The sequence below is a fragment of the Kitasatospora sp. NPDC058048 genome (assembly GCF_042885555.1).
GTDB classification, from domain to species: domain Bacteria; phylum Actinomycetota; class Actinomycetes; order Streptomycetales; family Streptomycetaceae; genus Kitasatospora; species Kitasatospora lactacystinica.
The window spans coordinates 39,617-56,465 of record NZ_JBHVRT010000016.1; the positions used below are offsets into that span (position 1 = coordinate 39,617).

The 16,849-nt window shown below is 71.5% G+C and carries 13 protein-coding genes and 1 riboswitch; of the genes, 5 read left to right on the forward strand and 8 right to left on the reverse strand.

Going from position 1 to position 16,849, the window contains the following annotated elements:
- Positions 1–114: 114 nt before the first annotated feature.
- Positions 115–1,539: an acyltransferase family protein gene (locus ACFVVA_RS18600; RefSeq protein ID WP_387690784.1), complete on the forward strand. Its 1,425-nt coding sequence runs from the start codon at positions 115–117 to the stop codon at positions 1,537–1,539.
- Positions 1,540–1,613: 74 nt separating this feature from the next.
- On the opposite strand, the gene ACFVVA_RS18605 is transcribed toward ACFVVA_RS18600, so the two are convergent.
- From ACFVVA_RS18605 to ACFVVA_RS18635, 7 genes are all read right to left on the reverse strand, one after another.
- Positions 1,614–2,678, reverse strand: coding sequence for an ABC transporter ATP-binding protein (locus tag ACFVVA_RS18605; protein ID WP_387690786.1), 1,065 nt, complete (start codon positions 2,676–2,678; stop codon positions 1,614–1,616).
- Between the two features lie 34 nt (positions 2,679–2,712).
- The gene (locus ACFVVA_RS18610; RefSeq protein ID WP_387690788.1) at positions 2,713–3,783 is read right to left on the reverse strand and encodes an ABC transporter ATP-binding protein; all 1,071 of its coding nucleotides are present in this window, start codon (positions 3,781–3,783) and stop codon (positions 2,713–2,715) included.
- Positions 3,780–4,790, reverse strand: coding sequence for an ABC transporter permease (locus ACFVVA_RS18615; protein WP_380359380.1), 1,011 nt, complete (start codon positions 4,788–4,790; stop codon positions 3,780–3,782). Before ACFVVA_RS18615 ends, ACFVVA_RS18610 begins: the two co-directional genes overlap by 4 nt.
- Before the next feature lie 98 nt (positions 4,791–4,888).
- Positions 4,889–6,661: an ABC transporter substrate-binding protein gene (locus ACFVVA_RS18620; RefSeq protein ID WP_387690791.1), complete on the reverse strand. Its 1,773-nt coding sequence runs from the start codon at positions 6,659–6,661 to the stop codon at positions 4,889–4,891.
- 80 nt (positions 6,662–6,741) lie between these two features.
- Entirely contained in the window at positions 6,742–7,731 is a 990-nt protein-coding gene (locus tag ACFVVA_RS18625) for an ABC transporter permease (RefSeq protein WP_359901496.1), read from the reverse strand.
- A 444-nt stretch (positions 7,732–8,175) separates the two neighbouring features.
- Positions 8,176–9,102 (reverse strand): enhanced serine sensitivity protein SseB C-terminal domain-containing protein, encoded by a 927-nt coding sequence (locus ACFVVA_RS18630; protein WP_387690793.1) that lies wholly within the window; start codon positions 9,100–9,102, stop codon positions 8,176–8,178.
- 117 nt (positions 9,103–9,219) lie between these two features.
- A complete protein-coding gene (locus ACFVVA_RS18635; protein WP_387690795.1) occupies positions 9,220–10,023 on the reverse strand; it encodes an enhanced serine sensitivity protein SseB in 804 nt (267 codons plus the stop codon).
- A gap of 281 nt (positions 10,024–10,304) precedes the next feature.
- A riboswitch (glycine riboswitch) is annotated at positions 10,305–10,406 on the forward strand.
- 228 nt (positions 10,407–10,634) lie between these two features.
- Between ACFVVA_RS18635 and gcvT the strand changes: the two genes are divergently transcribed.
- The 4 genes from gcvT (at position 10,635) to ACFVVA_RS18655 (ending at position 15,116) form a co-directional block, all read left to right on the forward strand.
- On the forward strand, positions 10,635–11,756 hold the full coding sequence (gene gcvT, locus ACFVVA_RS18640) for a glycine cleavage system aminomethyltransferase GcvT (protein WP_387690797.1): 1,122 nt from the start codon (positions 10,635–10,637) through the stop codon (positions 11,754–11,756).
- A 100-nt stretch (positions 11,757–11,856) separates the two neighbouring features.
- The gene (gcvH, locus tag ACFVVA_RS18645; protein ID WP_387690799.1) at positions 11,857–12,237 is read left to right on the forward strand and encodes a glycine cleavage system protein GcvH; all 381 of its coding nucleotides are present in this window, start codon (positions 11,857–11,859) and stop codon (positions 12,235–12,237) included.
- Between the two features lie 80 nt (positions 12,238–12,317).
- A complete protein-coding gene (gene glyA, locus ACFVVA_RS18650) occupies positions 12,318–13,586 on the forward strand; it encodes a serine hydroxymethyltransferase (RefSeq protein ID WP_387690801.1) in 1,269 nt (422 codons plus the stop codon).
- A gap of 162 nt (positions 13,587–13,748) precedes the next feature.
- Entirely contained in the window at positions 13,749–15,116 is a 1,368-nt protein-coding gene (locus ACFVVA_RS18655) for an L-serine ammonia-lyase (RefSeq protein WP_387690803.1), read from the forward strand.
- Between the two features lie 80 nt (positions 15,117–15,196).
- Here the strand turns inward: ACFVVA_RS18655 and ACFVVA_RS18660 are convergent, their stop codons facing one another.
- On the reverse strand, positions 15,197–16,846 hold the full coding sequence (locus ACFVVA_RS18660; protein WP_387690805.1) for an MDR family MFS transporter: 1,650 nt from the start codon (positions 16,844–16,846) through the stop codon (positions 15,197–15,199).
- Positions 16,847–16,849: the final 3 nt, after the last annotated feature.

Consider the following 16,849-nt stretch of genomic DNA (forward strand, 5'->3'; position numbering starts at 1 on the left):
GATTCGCGCGGATGTTCCGGCGAACGTCCGTGCTCCGGATACGAACGCACCGCCGGAACGGCGGCGAACCCCTTGCGCGCCGTGGGGCCGAACCGGTTCGGCTAGCCTCCGCCTGTGAAGCTCGCGAAGCCCGGGTCGGCCCCGAAGCCGCCGCCGGAGCCGTCGAAGTCGCCGAAGCCGCCGAAGCCGCCCACGCCGACCCGGTCGTCGAAGCCGCCCGGCTCGCCGGGCTCCCCCGCCTCCGCCCGGCTCGGCTGGCTCGACGCGCTGCGCGGCATCGCCGCCCTCGCCGTCGCCATGCACCACTTCGGGCTGCTCGGCAAGATCCCGCACGCGGGCGGGGTGCCGCGCCACCTGGACCTCGGCTTCTTCGGCGTGATGCTGTTCTTCCTGGTCAGCGGGTACATCATCCCGGCCTCGCTGGAACGCCGGGGCGACGTCCGGGCGTTCTGGACGGGGCGGCTCTTCCGCATCTACCCCGCGGTGGCCGTCACCGTTTTGGCGAGTCTGCTGGTGCTGCCCCGCAGCGGCCAGATCGTCCAGAGCTTCCCCTTCGACCACCCGGTGCTGTCGCTCGCCGCCAACGGCCTGCTGCTCCAGGACCTGCTGGGGGTGCCCAGCACCATCGGGGTGATGTGGTCGCTCACCTACGAGATGGTCTTCTACTACTTCGTCTGCGCCCTGTTCGTGCGGGGGTGGCACCGGCACAGCGCGCCGATCGCGGTCGGCTTCGCGTCCGTCGCCCTGGTGCTCGGCACCTGGCTGCCGATCGGCGGGATCTCGGTGGACCTGGCGGCCACCAGGCACCTGGTGGCCGCGGCCGGGATCGTGGTGCTGATGGCGGCGGCCTGCATCGCCACCGCCCGCCCGGACCTGACCCGTTGGGGCGCGCTGCTGCTCGGCGGCCTGGGCCTGGTCCTGATCACGGTGAACAACCGGACCACCGGCTTCGAAACCATGCTGATCTTCGCGACCATGTTCGCCGGCACCGTGCTGTACCGGCTGGAGCACGGCCTGCTCGACCGGCTCCCGGCCCTGCTCTGCTGCGGCTTCGTGATCGTCACCGGCGTCACGGTCGGCTACCTGTACAACCGCGACACGGCGCTCTGGCACACCTGGACGCCCTCGTGGGAGTCCTTCTCGTCCGCCTACCTGGCCGCCTGGGCCCTGTTCGCGGCCGCCATGCTGCTGCGCCGCCGCCGCTTCCCGCGCTGGCTCTGCGGGCTCGGCACGATCAGCTTCTCGGTCTACCTGCTGCACGGCCCGCTGATGTACTTCCTCGGCTGGAAGCTGCGGGACTACCCGCCGATCGTCGGGCCGAAGGGGCAGGCCGCGCTCACCCTCGGCTACCTGGGGGCGGTCGTGGTGCTCTCCTGGCTGTCGTACCGGCTGGTCGAGATCCCGTTCCAGAACCTGGGCCGCAGGGCGGTCCGGGCGCTGGACCGCCGCTTCCCGGCCCCCGCCCCGGCGCCGCCCGCCGCGGCCGCCCCGGGTCCGCGCGTGCCGGAGCCGGAGCCGGAGCCGGCCGCCGGCGTCTGAGGCGCGGACCGCCAAAAGGCCGCCCGTCCCCGGAAGTCCGGGGGCGGGCGGCCTCCTGCGTACGTGCGAGGGCCTCAGACCGTGGCGCCGGCCGTCGCCTTCTCCGGAGCGTTCTCCGGGAAGTGGCAGGCCACCTGGTGCCCGGTCGCCAGCACCGTCAGCGGCGGCTCCTGGCTCGCGCACACGTCCTGCGCCTTCCAGCACCGGGTGCGGAAGCGGCAGCCGCTGGGCGGGTTGATCGGCGAGGGGACGTCGCCCTTGAGCAGGATGCGCTCGCGGCCCGCGCGCTGGCGGCGGCGCGGGTCGGGGACGGGCACGGCGGACATCAGCGCGTTGGTGTACGGGTGCATCGGGCTGCGGTAGAGCGAGTCCCGGTCGGCGATCTCCACGATCTTGCCGAGGTACATCACCGCGACCCGGTCCGAGACGTGCCGGACCACCGAGAGGTCGTGCGCGATGATCAGGTAGGTCAGCCCGAGTTCCTGCTGGAGGTCGTCCAGCAGGTTGACCACCTGCGCCTGGATCGAGACGTCCAGCGCGGAGACCGGCTCGTCCGCGACGATCATCTTCGGCTTCAGCGCGAGCGCCCGGGCGATGCCGATGCGCTGGCGCTGGCCGCCGGAGAACTCGTGCGGGTAGCGGTTGTAGTGCTCGGGGCTGAGCCCGCACAGTTCCAGCAGCTCCTGGACGGCCTTCTTGAGCCCGCCCTCCGGCACCGCGTTCTGGAGCTTGAAGGGCGCGCCGACGATGGTGCCGACGGTGTGCCGGGGGTTCAGCGAGGAGTACGGGTCCTGGAAGATCATCTGGATGTCGCGGCGCAGCGGCCGCATCGCCCCGACCCCCAGGTGGGTGATGTCGGTGCCCTCGAACTCGATGGTCCCGCCGGTCGGTTCGTCGAGCCGGGTGACCAGTCGGCCCATGGTCGACTTGCCGCAGCCGGACTCGCCCACGACGCCCAGGGTCTCGCCGGCGTTGACCGTGAAGTCGATGCCGTCGACGGCCCGCACCGCGCCGGTCTGGCGCCGCAGCAGCCCGCCGCGGATCGGGAAGTGCCGGGTCAGGCCGGCCACCTTCAGCAGCGGCTCGCGGCCGGGGGCGGGTGCCGGCGACGGAATCGTGGCCGCCTGAGTGTCCGTCATCGGTTCTCTCCAGAAAGGTGGTACGAGGCCGGGCTCACAGCCGGGGCGCGATCTCTTCGGCGAAGATGCGGTGCCGCTCGTCGGCCGCCAGGTGGCAGGCCGCGAAGTGCCCGGGCGCGGCCTCGGCCAGCACCGGGAGCTCGCCGGTGGAGCGCCCGCCGGTCAGGGCGGCGTACGGGCAGCGCGGGTGGAAGGCGCAGCCGGACGGCACGTTGATCAGGCTGGGCGGGGTGCCCTTGACCGGCACCAGCCGGTCCTGGAGTTCCCGGTCCAGCCGCGGCATCGACCCCAGCAGGCCCCAGGTGTAGGGGTGTTCGGGCGCGTCGAAGAGGGTCTCGGCCGGGCCGCGCTCGATGCACTTGCCGCCGTACATGACCAGGATGTCGTCGGCCAGCTCGGCGACCACCCCGAGGTCGTGGGTGATGATGATGACGGCGGAGCCGAACTCCTCCTGGAGGTCGCGGATGAGGTCCAGGATCTGCGCCTGGACGGTGACGTCCAGGGCGGTGGTGGGCTCGTCGGCGATCAGCAGCGAGGGGTCGTTGACCAGCGCCATGGCGATCATGGCGCGCTGGCGCATGCCGCCGGAGAACTGGTGCGGGTAGTCGTCCACCCGGCGGTCGGGCTGCGGGATGCCGACCCGGTCGAGCATCTCGATCGCCCGGGCCCTGGCCTGCTTCTTGGAGGCCTGGGGGTGGTGCACCCGGTACGCCTCGACGATCTGCTGCCCCACCGTGTAGTAGGGGTGCATCGCGGTCAGCGGGTCCTGGAAGATCATCGCCATGTCCCGGCCGCGCAGTTGGCGCACCCGGTCCGGGCCGGCCGCGATCAGGTCCTCGCCGTTCAGCCGGATCTCGCCGCTGATCCGGGCCCGCTTGGAGCGGTGCAGGCCCATGATGCCCAGCGAGGTGACGGACTTGCCGGAGCCGGACTCGCCGACGATGCCGAGGGTGCGCCCCTTGTGGAGGTCGAAGCTGACCCCGTCCACCGAGCGGACCAGGCCGTCGTCGGTGTCGAAGTGGATCCGCAGGTCGCGGACCGAGAGGAAGGGGTCGCCCGGCGGGGTCTGCGCGGCGTCCGCCGGGGACTTCTGGAGGTCGGTCACGAGAGCCTCACCCGGGGGTCGACGAGCGCGTACAGGAGGTCGACCACGAGGTTGCAGGCGACGATGAAGAAGGCGGCGAGCAGGGTGACGCCGAGGATCTTGGGCAGGTCGTTGTCGGAGATCGCCTGGACGGCGAACTGGCCGACGCCCTGGAGCGAGAAGACCTGCTCGGTGATCAGCGCGCCGCCGAGCAGCAGCCCGAGGTCCATGCCGAAGATCGTGACGATCGGGGTGAGCGCGGCCCGCAGCCCGTGCCGGGTGACGACCTTGCGCTCGACCAGGCCCTTGGCCCGGGCGGTGCGGATGTAGTCCTCGCTCATGGTCTCCAGCATTCCGGCGCGGGTGAGCCGGGCGTAGAGCGCGGAGTAGAGGAAGGCCAGCGAGATCCAGGGCAGGATCAGGTTGCGGGCCCACATCAGCGGGTTGTCGGTGAGGTTCACGTACTGCAGGTTGTCCAGGATCGGCCACTCGTAGCTGAACAGCGTGAGCAGCAGCGCGCCGGTGAAGAAGACCGGCAGCGAGACGCCGGCGAGCGCGACGCCCATGGAGAGCCGGTCGAAGATCGAGCGCGGCTTGAGCGCGGAGACGACGCCCGTGGCGACGCCGGAGACCAGCCAGAGCACCGCCGCACCGGCGGCGAGCGACATGGTGACCGGGATCCGCTTGGTCAGCTCGGGCCAGACCTCCAGGTGGTTCTTGAAGGAGTAGCCGAAGCAGGGCACGTGACAGGTGGCCGGTTCCGGGCCGAACGTGTACTCGGCGCCGCTGACCAGCCCCTTGAGGAAGTGCCAGTACTGGGTGTACAGCGGCTGGTCGAAGCCGAGGTTCTGCTTGACCGCGGCGATCGCCTCGGGCGACGGGTTCTTCCCGATGTACTGGGCGGCCAGTTGGTCGGCCGTCTCTCCGGCGAGTCGCGGGAGCAGGAAGAAGATCGCGAAGGTGACCACGCTGACGACCAGCAGCAAAATCGCCGCCGCGATGATCCTGCGGATGATGTAGGCAAACACAGTTGGGCGGCTCCGGCGGCCCGCCGCCGTCCGGGATCTTCCGGACGGCGGCGGGCGCCGCTGCCTTCACCTGCCTTCAGGGATGCGGAGCCAGGCTCTTACTTGGTGGAGCCGATGTTCAGGTAGTCGTACTCACCCGAGAACGCCGAGGTGGAGACCAGGTTGGTGGCGTTGTCCGGGCGGTACAGGAAGACCTTGAAGTAGGTCAGCGGGACGTAGACCGCCTGCTCCATGACCTTCTTGTCGACGTCGCCGTAGATCTTCTCGCGGGCGCCCTTGTCGGGGTTGATCGCGGCGTCGTCGATCATCTTGTTGACGGCGGAGTCGTTCAGCTGGGCCAGGTTGTTGTTGCCGGACGGCTTGATGGTGCGGCCGTCGACGATCTGCTGGAGGAAGCCGTAGCCGGTCGGCCAGTCGGCGCCCCACTGCATCATCATCAGGCCGATGTTGTGCTCGGCCGCGAACTGCGGGGACCCGGCGGCGTCCTGCAGGTACTTGCCCTGCGGGTACTGCTGGATCTCGGCGTTGATGCCGACCTTCTTCAGCGCGGCCTGGATCGAGGTGGCCGCGGCGACCTCGGTGGCGCGCTCGGTGCGGGCCGACAGGACGGTGTTGATGCCGCCCTCCTTGCCGCAGGCCTTCAGGGCTTCCTTGGCCTTGGCCTCGTCGCCCTTGTTGTCCTTGGTCTCGTACAGGTTGAAGTCCTGGTGGCCCGCGATGTCCGGCGGGAGGACCGTGTTGGCGATCTGGCCGCGGATCGGGCCGCCGAGCGCGGTCTGCACCGAGACCTTGTCGATCGCGTACTGGACGGCCTTGCGGCACTCGACGTTGTCGAACGGCGCGAGCTTGGAGTTGATCGCCATGTACACCAGACGGCCGCCGTAGGCGTTGTCGGTGCTGGCCTTCAGCTTCGGGTTCTGCAGGATCTGCGCCTGGGTCTGCGGGTCGACGCCGCCGCCCACCAGGTCGACCTGGGCGTTGCCGGCCAGCAGGTCCTTGTCGATGGTGGCCTGGTCGATGTTGAACTTGAGCACGATCTTGTCCGCGAGCTGCTTGCGGATCGGGTCGGTGCTCTTGTCCCAGTTGGTGTTCGGCACCAGGACGGCCTGCTTGCCGTCCTCGTAGGACTCGAACTTGTAGGAGCCCGAGGACGCGATCTTCTTCACGTACTCCGCACCGGTGTCCTTGGCCTGCGGGACGGGCACGGTCTCCGGGGCGCTGACCAGGTAGTCGAAGTCCGCGAAGGGGTGCTGCAGGTGGAAGACGATCGTGGTGTCGTCGGGCGTCTCGATCGAGTTGAGGCCGCCCTCCTTGTCCTTGTACGGACCCGCGTACGGCGTGGCGTTGTCGACCAGCAGGTCGTGGAAGTACACCGGGCCGTTGGAGTTCACGTCCAGCGCGTAGTTCGAGCGCTCGATGGCGTACTTGACGTCCTTCGAGGAGATCGGGGTGCCGTCGTCGTACTTCAGGCCCTTGCGGAGCTTGTACGTCCAGGTCAGGCCGTCCGCGCTCTGCTGGCCCATCGACTCGGCGAGGTCCGGGACGAGCTTGTTGCCCTCCTCGCCCGGTGCCGGGTTGAAGGTGGTCAGCGGCCGGCCGTACAGACGCGAGAAGTTGTAGATGTACGCGTAGTACGTGTTGCCCGGGTCGAGCGAGTCGGGGGTGCCCTTCATCTCGTAGGTCACCGTCCCGCCCTTCTTGTCCGAGGCGTTGACGATGCCCTTGGTGGCCGCGTTGGCACCGGAGCCGCCCTCGGCGGAGCCGGAGGCCGTGGACGACCCTCCGTTCTTCGACGAACTGGTGCAACCGGTCACGACCAGGACCGCGGCGGCAGCCGCCGCGGTCAGGGCGACGGTACGGGACCTACGCATGGGTGAGATCAACCCCTTGAGGATGTGGAGGAGGGATTCTGACGCACCGTCGAGTGACGGGTAGTCCGAGTGACGCAAGGTCAGTTGTTCTTGGGGTCGAGGGCGTCGCGCAGCCCGTCGCCGAGCAGGTTGAAGGCGAGCACGGTGACGAAGATCGCCAGGCCGGGGACCACCATGTACTGGGGGTCCACCTGGTAGTACCGGATCGCGTCCTGGAGCATCCCGCCCCAGGAGGCCTGCGGGGGCTGGATGCCGACGCCGAGGAAGCTCAGCCCGGCCTCGAAGAGGATGTTGGTCGGGATCAGGAGGGTCGAGTAGACCAGGATCGGACCGACCAGGTTGGGCAGCAGTTCCTTGAACAGGATGAACGGTCCGCGCGCGCCCAGGCTGCGGGCCGCGTGGACGAACTCCCGCTCGCGCAGCGAGAGCGTCTGGCCGCGCACGATCCGGCCCATGTAGGGCCAGTTGAAGAAGCCGATCACGAAGATCAGCACCAGCATGTGCAGCGGCAGGCCGTGCAGGCCGAACGCGCCGCCCTGGAGCGAGGTCGAGATCGCGATGGCGAAGAGCAGCAGCGGGAACGCCAGGAAGACGTCCATCACCCGGCTGATCAGGGTGTCCACCCAGCCGCCGTAGTAGCCGGCCATGATGCCGAGCACGGTGCCGATGGTGTTGGACAGCAGGGTCGCGCCGAAGGCGACCAGCAGGGAGACCCAGGAGCCCTCGATGACGCGGGTGAGCAGGTCACGGCCCTGGAGGGGGTCGACGCCGAGCGGGTGGTCCCAACTCATGCCGCCCCAGTCGCCGAACGGCAGACCGCCGAGGTCGGCGTCCAGCAGGTCCTGGTGGAGGGCGTCCGGGTCGAGCCCGAACATCGACTCGATCGGCTTGGCGAGCACGGCGAGCAGGATCAGCAGGATCACCACGACGCCGCCGGCGACGGCGGCCTTGTCCCGCTTGAAGCGGGTCCAGGCGATCTGGCCGAGGGAGCGGCCCTCGATCTTCTTGGCCGGGCTTGCGGTGGCGGGTGCCTCCGGATCGTTCCCGGCGGTGGTCACGGTTGCGGTCATGGTCAGTTGGTCCCCTCGCCGACGGTGGCCGGCCCACGGGTGCCGGTCGCCGGCTTCGGCGGTGCGGCTGCGGACGTGCGGAGGTGCTTAGGAGGAGCGGGTGTTGACGGCAGTGCGTCGTGCACAGGCACTGCCACCACGCGGGATGGGCGTCGCGTGGGCGGACTGTCGGCGTGCGCGCTCGCCCTTGTGGGGTTCAAGCACGCGCGGTGCGTTGCGCAGAACTCTCTGCCATCCGAACTGGCTTGCGCCAGCCCTGCCAACCGACAGATGCCCAACTGTGATCTGCGTGCATGCACCTCCCCGGTCTTCGGCATATACCTCTTCACATGGCTGTAACTGCCATGTCAAGATGACCTGAGCACACATCCGGAAATTCGTCCGGAAAGCATCGAAGCCGACTTGATGGACAATCAAGTCGGCTTCGGGGAATGGGTTTTGGAATCAGCGCCCGGGGTAGCCGGGCCACGGCCGCTGCGGCGGCTGCTGCTGCCAGCCCTGCGCCGGCGGCTGGGTGCCGTACCCGTAACCCGGCATCGACTGCCCCGGGTACGGCGGCGGGGGCACCGGCGGGTACGGACCGGTCGGCGGGCGGCCCGCCTCCCGGTCGAAGAACGGCCGCGCGTTGGCGCGCATCCACAGCGCCACCGGGTCGTACTCGTCCGACATCGCCACCGTCGACACCGCGAGCCCCTCCGGGGCCACCGCGATCGCGCGCTGCATCAGCGCCCGCACCGCCTCCACCGCCGGCGGCGAACTCTCGTACAGGTCGAGGCCGATGGCCAGGTACGGCTCCCCCACCGCGGGCTGCACCCAGGCCCGGCGCAGGGCCCGCACCGCGCGCACCTCGGCGGCCTGCCGCTCCAGCAGCGCGAAGAACGACTGGGCGTTCAGCTGCGGCTCGCTCAGCTTCAACGGCCCGGCCGGCAGCCGGTCCAGGCCGGCGGCGATCCGCCGCAGGTCCGCCCAGGGCACGCCGACGCCGCCGCCGGGCGCGTGCGGGTTGAGCCACAGGCCCCAGCGGGTGCGGTAGAGCGAGGCCGCGATCTCCCGGCCGGAGATGACCTCGTGGGCCCGCGCCCAGCCGGAGGCGGTCAGCTGCTCGGACGAGGTGACGGCCGGCGCGTAGCCGTGGCCGCTGATCTCCATGTTCCCGTACTGGGCGTCCGGGCTGCCCGGCGTGCCGTGCCACAGCAGCATCCAGACCTGGCCGTCCGCCAGCGCGTGCAGCAGCCGCTCGTACGCGTCGTAGCGCTCCGGCGCGACGTCGCGCAGGGCGCGCTCCAACGCGCCGGGATCAGCTCCCGGGCGCCCGGCCGGTGCCTGGCCCCAGGGCCCCGGCACACCGCCCGCTCCCGTTCCCGCACTCATGCGCCCACCTCGCCGCGCCTCTTTCCCTCAACCCGCCGGCCCGTCGGCCGTCTGCACGCACCCTATGGCGCTGCACCGGCCACCGCCACGGCGACGTGCCTTTGATACGAACCCCGCTCAGCCCCGCGAATAGAACGGCTGTACCCGGGTGAGCAGCCACTCGACCACCGGGTCGTCGGCGAGGTCGAGCAGTACGAGGTGGACGCCGCCGGGCAGCGGCGCGGTTCCCAGCGCTCGGCCGAGCGCGTCGTTCACCGCGGCCGGATCGGCCGGTACCGCCGGGTCCAGCTGGACGCCCACGAACATCACGGTCGGCTCGCCCTCGATGCTGGCCAGCGCCCTGCGGGCGGTCAACACTCCCGGCAGCACCGACAGTTCGCCCCGGCAGGCGGCCAGGAAGTGCTCCGGGTCCTCGCCCGGCACCGGCTCGCGCAGCGCCACCCGGCCGCCGGTCGGCGCCGCGGCGTCGTCGGCGGCCTCCCAGCGGTCCCCGCGCGGACCGCGCCGCAGCTCGGCGACCCCCTGCGGCGGCACCGGGATGCCCACGGCCGCGTCCGGGTTCACCGCGATGCCCACGCCCAGCGGCAGCCCGCGGGCGAACTCCCACACCGGCGCCACCGCGAAGGCCATCCCCGGTGCCTGCTGGAGGAACACCTCCTGCGAGGAGAACACCGGCACGTACGGGTCGCCGCCCAGCTCGACGGTCGGCAGGTCCAGTGCCTGCCCCTGCGGATCGGCCCCGGCCGGCAGCGGCACCCACACCTGGCTGCGCGCCAGCACCTCGATCACCCGCGGCGTCGCGCCCGGGTCGCCCAGGGCCGCGGTCAGCACCTGCTCCAGCTCGTTGGCCGGCCAGGAACCGCCCGCCGGCGCCTCCTGCGGTCCGCCCCACCCCTGCTGCTGCTCCACCGGGTACCCCATGCGCCGCCGATCCCGCCCTCTGCCGCTCGGCCGCCCTCTGCTGCGCCGACGCGCAGCAGTCTAGGGCCCCCGGGCCCTCCCCTTTAGGGCTCGTGTTCGGGTGCCCCGCGGGCCCCGGTCCCGGGTGCCGTCCCGGGCCCGCGTCCGGGTGCCGCGCGGGCCGGCGTCCGGATGCCGCGCGGTGTGACCGGGTCCCCTCTCCCCTCTCCGTCCCGGACGTGCCATGATGTGCCCGTCCGACGGCATGCGCCGCGGGCCCCCACAACTCCATACCGGCCGCTCGAACCCGCGCGGGAGAGCCCGGAGTGCCGTTCAGGCACAGCCGGCGCCGAAGGAGCAAGTCCTCCCCGGAATCTCTCAGGCACCCCTACCGCACGGGTTAGGCACATCTGGAAAGCGGCGCCCGGCCCTGTCGTGCGCCCACCCACGGTGCAAGCCGTCATGCTGTCCCCCAAGCTGGAAACAGCTGCGGGCGGCGGGCGGTGAAGCTCTCAGGTTCGACGACAGATGGGGAGACCCACGCCGCCGCATGCCCGCGCGCAGGGTCGGCCCCCAGCGGGTCCGGTCCGGCGCGTGCACCCCTGAGTGCCCCGACCGAGGAGTTCCTGGCCATGTCGTCCCTCCGCCTGACCGCGCTCGACGCGCTGCACCGCGCCCTCGGCGCGACCATGACCGACTTCGCCGGCTGGGACATGCCGCTGCGCTACGGCAGCGAGCGCGAGGAGCACCTCGCGGTCCGCACCCAGGCCGGTCTGTTCGACCTCTCGCACATGGGCGAGATCACCGTCACCGGCCCGCAGGCGGGCGAGATGCTGGACCACGCGCTGGTCGGCTTCGTCTCCGCGCTGGGCGTGCTGCGCGCCCGCTACACCATGATCTGCGCCGAGGACGGCGGCATCCTGGACGACCTGATCGTCTACCGCCTGCGCGAGGACGCCTTCCTGGTCGTCGCCAACGCCTCCAACGCCCAGCTGGTCCTCGACGAGCTGATCGCCCGCGCCAAGGGCTTCGACGCCGTCGTCACCGACGACCGCGACACCTACGCGCTGATCGCCGTCCAGGGCCCGGAGGCCACCGGCATCCTGGCGAAGACCACCGACGCCGACCTGCCCGGCCTGAAGTACTACGCGATCCTCCCGGCCCGGGTGGCCGACCGCGACGTGCTGCTCGCCCGCACCGGCTACACCGGTGAGGACGGCTTCGAGATCTTCTGCCGTCCGGCCGACGCCGAGGCGGTCTGGCAGGCGCTGACCGCCGCGGGCGAGGGCCACGGCCTGATCCCATGCGGCCTGTCCTGCCGCGACACGCTGCGCCTGGAGGCCGGCATGCCGCTGTACGGGCACGAGCTGTCCACCGACCTCACCCCGTTCGACGCCGGCCTGGGCCGGGTCGTCCGCTTCGACAAGACCACCAACGAGGGCGCCTTCATCGGCCGCAAGGCGCTGGAGCAGGCCGCCGCCGCGGCCGAGACCAACCCGCCGAAGGTGCTGGTCGGCCTGGTCTCCGAGGGCAAGCGGGTTCCGCGCGCCGAGTACACCGTGGTCTCCACCGAGGGCGAGCCGATCGGCCGGATCACCTCCGGCTCGCCGTCCCCGACCCTGGGCAAGCCGATCGCGATGGCCTACGTCGACGCCGCCCACGCCGCCCCCGGCAGCACCGTCGCGGTGGACGTGCGCGGCAAGCACGAGCCCGTCCAGGTCGTGGCGCTGCCGTTCTACAAGCGCGCCCGCTGAGCCTTCGCCGCGGCCCCCGTTTTTCCGTTTGCGCACGTCGCGGCCGTCCGCGCGGCGGCCCGCTTCGTCGTACCCGCTTCCCATCCTGGAGAATGACGCCATGAGCAACCCCCAGCACCTGCAGTACACCAAGGAGCACGAGTGGCTGACCGCGGCCGCGGACGGTGTCTCCACGGTCGGCATCACGGAGCACGCCGCCACCGCCCTCGGTGACATCGTCTACGTGCAGCTGCCCGAGGTCGGCGACACCGTGACCGCCGGCGAGACCTGTGGCGAGCTGGAGTCCACCAAGTCGGTCAGCGACCTGTACTCCCCGGTGACCGGCGAGGTCACCGAGATCAACCAGGACGTCATCGACGACCCGGCCTCCGTGAACGCGGACCCGTTCGGGAACGCCTGGCTGTTCAAGGTGCGCGTCGAGGCCACCGACGAGCTGCTCAGCGCCGACGAGTACGACGCGCTCATCAACCCCCAGGGCTGAGCCACCCGACGGGACGGGCCGCGCACGGCGGTCCGCCCCGCCCCGGCCCCTTTCCCTCCTCCTCCCGGGAAGACCACACCATGACGGTTCTCAACCAGTCCCTGCACGCCCTCGACCCGGAGATCGCCGCCGCGGTCGACGCCGAGCTGCACCGCCAGCAGACCACCCTGGAGATGATCGCCTCCGAGAACTTCGCCCCGGTGGCGGTCATGGAGGCCCAGGGCTCGGTGCTGACCAACAAGTACGCGGAGGGCTACCCCGGCCGCCGCTACTACGGCGGCTGCGAGCACGTCGACGTGGTCGAGCAGATCGCGATCGACCGCATCAAGGCACTGTTCGGCGCCGAGCACGCCAACGTCCAGCCGCACTCCGGCGCGCAGGCCAACGCCGCCGCGATGTTCGCGCTGATCCAGCCGGGTGACACCATCCTGGGCCTGAGCCTGGCCCACGGCGGTCACCTGACCCACGGCATGAAGATCAACTTCTCCGGCAAGCTCTACAACGTGGCCGCGTACCACGTGGACGAGAAGACCGGCCAGGTCGACATGGCCGAGGTCGAGCGCCTCGCCAAGGAGCACCAGCCGAAGCTGATCATCGCCGGCTGGTCGGCCTACCCGCGCCAGCTCGACTTCGCCGCGTTCCGCCGGATCGCCGACGAGGTCGGCGCGCTGCTCATGGTGGACATGGCGCACTTCGCCGGCCTGGTGGCCGCCGGGCTGCACCCGAACCCGGTGCCGTACGCGGACGTGGTCACCACCACCACCCACAAGACCCTGGGCGGCCCGCGCGGCGGCGTCATCCTGTCCAAGGCCGAGTTCGCCAAGAAGATCAACTCCGCGGTCTTCCCCGGCCAGCAGGGCGGCCCGCTGGAGCACGTGATCGCCGGCAAGGCGGTCGCCTTCAAGGTCGCGGCCTCGGAGGAGTTCAAGGAGCGCCAGCAGCGCACCCTGGACGGCGCCCGCATCCTCGCCGAGCGCCTGCTCCAGGCCGACGTGGCCGAGGCCGGCGCCAGCGTGCTCTCCGGTGGCACCGACGTCCACCTGGTCCTGGTCGACCTGCGCAACAGCCAGCTCGACGGCCAGCAGGCCGAGGACCGCCTGCACGAGGTCGGCATCACCGTCAACCGCAACGCCATCCCGAACGACCCGCGCCCGCCGATGGTCACCTCGGGCCTGCGCATCGGCACCCCGGCCCTCGCCACCCGCGGCTTCCAGGCCGAGGACTTCCGCGAGGTCGCCGACATCATCGCCGAGGCGCTCAAGCCCGCCTTCGACGAGACCGTCGCCACCGCACTGAAGGCCCGGGTCAGCGCCCTGGCCGACAAGTACCCGCTGTACCCGAACCTCTGATCACTCCGGTGATCGTTCGGGCGGGGTGACCGGCCTCACCCCTCCGGCGTACCTGGCACCCCGGGGCACCGCGCACACTGGACAGTGCGCGCGGTGCCCCGTCCCGTGTCGGCCCCTCCCTGCCCGCAAGTCCTTCCACGAGACCAGACAAGGACGTCCCCCGTGGCCATCAGCGTCTTCGACCTCTTCTCCATCGGCATCGGCCCGTCGAGCTCCCACACCGTGGGCCCGATGCGCGCCGCCCGGATGTTCGCCCGCCGACTGCGCTCCGAAGGCCTCCTGGACGGGGTGACGGGGGTGCGCGCCGAGCTGTACGGCTCGCTCGGCGCCACCGGCCACGGCCACGGCACCCCGAAGGCCGTCCTGCTGGGCCTGGAGAACGCCTCGCCCCGCACCATCGACGTCGACCAGGCCGACAAGGACGTCGAGCGGATCATCGCCGAGAAGCGGATCAACCTGGTCGGCGAGCACACCATCGACTTCGACCCGGACACCCAGCTGGTCCTGCACCGCCGCCGCTCGCTGCCGTACCACGCCAACGGCATGACCCTGTGGGCGTACGCGGCGGACGGCTCGACCCTGCTGGAGAAGACCTACTACTCGGTCGGCGGCGGCTTCGTGGTGGACGAGGACGCGATCGGCGCGGACCGGGTCAAGCCCGACGACACCGCGCTGAAGTACCCCTTCCGCACCGGTGACGAGTTGCTGCGGCTCAGCCGGGAGACCGGCCTGTCGATCTCCGGCCTGATGCTGGAGAACGAGAAGGCCTGGCGCAGCGAGGAGGAGATCCGGACCGGTCTGCTGGAGATCTGGTCCGTGATGCAGGAGTGCGTGCGGGCCGGCATGTCCCGCGAGGGCATCCTGCCGGGCGGGCTGAAGGTCCGCCGCCGGGCCGCGTCCGGCGCCCGTGCGCTGCGCGCCGAGGGCATCGGGCCGGCCAACGCGATGGAGTGGGTGACCCTCTACGCGATGGCCGTCAACGAGGAGAACGCCTCCGGGCGCCGGGTGGTCACCGCGCCGACCAACGGCGCCGCCGGGATCATCCCGGCCGTCCTGCACTACTACCTGAACTTCATCCCGGGCGCCGACGACGACGGCATCGTCCGCTTCCTGCTCGCGGCCGGCGCCATCGGCATGCTCTTCAAGGAGAACGCCTCCATCTCCGGCGCCGAGGTCGGCTGCCAGGGCGAGGTCGGCTCCGCCTGCTCGATGGCCGCGGGCGGCCTCGCCGAGGTCCTCGGCGGCACCCCCGAGCAGGTCGAGAACGCCGCCGAGATCGGCATCGAGCACAACCTCGGCCTCACCTGCGACCCGGTCGGCGGCCTCGTCCAGATCCCCTGCATCGAGCGCAACGGCATGGCGTCCGTCAAGGCCGTCACCGCGGCCCGGATGGCCCTGCGCGGCGACGGACGGCACCACGTCTCGCTGGACAAGGCGATCAAGACGATGAAGGAGACCGGGGCCGACATGAAGATCAAGTACAAGGAGACCTCGCGCGGCGGCCTCGCCGTGAACGTCATCGAGTGCTGATCACCCGCTGATCCCGACAGCCTGGCGGCCCCCGGCGGAGTCCTGCTCCGCCGGGGGCCGCTTCGCGTGCCCCGTACGCCTCAGGCCTTCGTCTCCGCCCGGGCTTCGGCCTTCGTCTCCGCCGGGGCATCGGCCTTCGTCTCCGCCGGGGCATCGGTCCGGGTTCCGGCTCCGGCCGGCTCCGGGGCCCGGCTCGGGCGGACCAGGCAGGCGAAGGCCGTCGCCGCGGCCGCCAGCAGGACCCCGCCCACGACCGTGCCGTGCAGGCCGCCGGTGACCGCCGCACCGACGGCGTCACGGACCTCCGCCGGGAGGCCGTCGAGGGAGGCCGGGGTCAGCCCGCCGCCGGTGAGCCGGCCGGCCTCGGCGGACCCGAGGCGCTCCGTGAGGGAGTCCGTGAGCCGCGCCGTGTAGACCGCGCCGAGCGCCGCCATGCCGAGCGAGCCGCCGATGCTCCGCAGCAGCGTGACCACGCCCATCGCCGCGCCCATGTCCTGGGGCGGCACGGCCCCCATCGAGGTCAGCAGGGTGCTCTGCATCACCAGGCCGAGGCCGATCCCGGCAACGGCCGTGAGGGCCGAGGCCAGGGCGATCGGGGTGTCGGTGCGCAGGAGCAGCAGCAGTGCGCCGCCGACCAGGGTGAGCGCGCCGCCCAGCAGCGGGTAGCGCCGCTCGCCGCCCGGCCGGCCCATCAGCCGCGCCGTCACCAGCTGGGTGCCCATCATGCCGAGCATCAGCGGCAGCAGGAGCAGGCCGCCGGCGGTGGGCGAGGCGCCCCGGGCCAGTTGCAGGTAGAGCGGCAGGTAGCCGACCAGGGCGATCATCACCGCGCCGGCGAGGAAGCCGAGCACCTGCGCCACCGTGAAGTTGCGGTCGCGGAACAGCGCGGGCGGGATCAGCGGCCCGGGGGCGCGCAGTTCGGTCCGGACGAACCAGCCCAGCGCGGCCGGCGCGACGAACGCCGTGCCGAGGAGCACCGGGGAGGTCCAGGAGTAGGCGGTGCCGCCCCAGCTGCTGACCAGGGTGAGCGCGAGGATGCCGGTGGTCAGCAGGACGACCCCGGCCCGGTCGAACGGGGCGCGCACCCGCTCGGTCCGCAGCCGTACCCCGACGCCGACCGCGAGCAGCGCGACCAGCCCGACCGGCAGGTTGACGTAGAAGGCCCAGCGCCAGCTGAGGCGTTCGGTGAGGAAGCCGCCGAGCAGCGGTCCGCCGACGAAGGCGATCGGCATCAGCACGCCGACCACCGACTGCACCCGCGCCCGGTCGGAGGCGGGGACGAGCACCCCGATCACCGAGAGCGCGCCGACCATCAGCCCGCCCGCCCCGATCCCCTGGAGGCCCCGGAAAGCGATCAACTGCCCCATGTCCTGGGCGAGTCCGGACAGCACCGAGCCCGCCAGGAACACCACCACCGCCCACTGGTAGGCACCCTTGCGCCCGTACAGGTCGCCGAGCCGGCCCCAGAGCGGGGTGGCCGCGGCGGAGGTCAGCAGGTAGGCGGTGACCGCCCAGGAGAGGTGCTCCAGTCCGCCGAGGTCGCCGACGACGGTCGGCAGCGCGGTGCCGATGATCTGCCCGTCGAGGGCCGAGAGGAAGATGCCGAGCATCAGCCCGATGACACCGAGCAACGGCGGCTTGGGCCGCTCCTCGGCCTGGCCCTCGGCCTGCCGCTCGACCTGCCTCTCGGCCTTTCCCCCGACCTGCTCCTCGACCGGTTCCGTGGCCATGGT

Coding starts and splice junctions, on each gene's coding strand:
- gcvT (WP_387690797.1), top strand. CDS start 10,635: ATGTCGTCCCTCCGCCTGACCGCGCTCGACGCGCTGCACCGCGCCCTC.
- ACFVVA_RS18660 (WP_387690805.1), bottom strand. CDS start 16,846: ATGGCCACGGAACCGGTCGAGGAGCAGGTCGGGGGAAAGGCCGAGAGG.
- ACFVVA_RS18620 (WP_387690791.1), bottom strand. CDS start 6,661: ATGCGTAGGTCCCGTACCGTCGCCCTGACCGCGGCGGCTGCCGCCGCG.
- ACFVVA_RS18635 (WP_387690795.1), bottom strand. CDS start 10,023: ATGGGGTACCCGGTGGAGCAGCAGCAGGGGTGGGGCGGACCGCAGGAG.
- ACFVVA_RS18630 (WP_387690793.1), bottom strand. CDS start 9,102: ATGAGTGCGGGAACGGGAGCGGGCGGTGTGCCGGGGCCCTGGGGCCAG.
- glyA (WP_387690801.1), top strand. CDS start 12,318: ATGACGGTTCTCAACCAGTCCCTGCACGCCCTCGACCCGGAGATCGCC.
- ACFVVA_RS18605 (WP_387690786.1), bottom strand. CDS start 2,678: ATGACGGACACTCAGGCGGCCACGATTCCGTCGCCGGCACCCGCCCCC.
- gcvH (WP_387690799.1), top strand. CDS start 11,857: ATGAGCAACCCCCAGCACCTGCAGTACACCAAGGAGCACGAGTGGCTG.
- ACFVVA_RS18625 (WP_359901496.1), bottom strand. CDS start 7,731: ATGACCGCAACCGTGACCACCGCCGGGAACGATCCGGAGGCACCCGCC.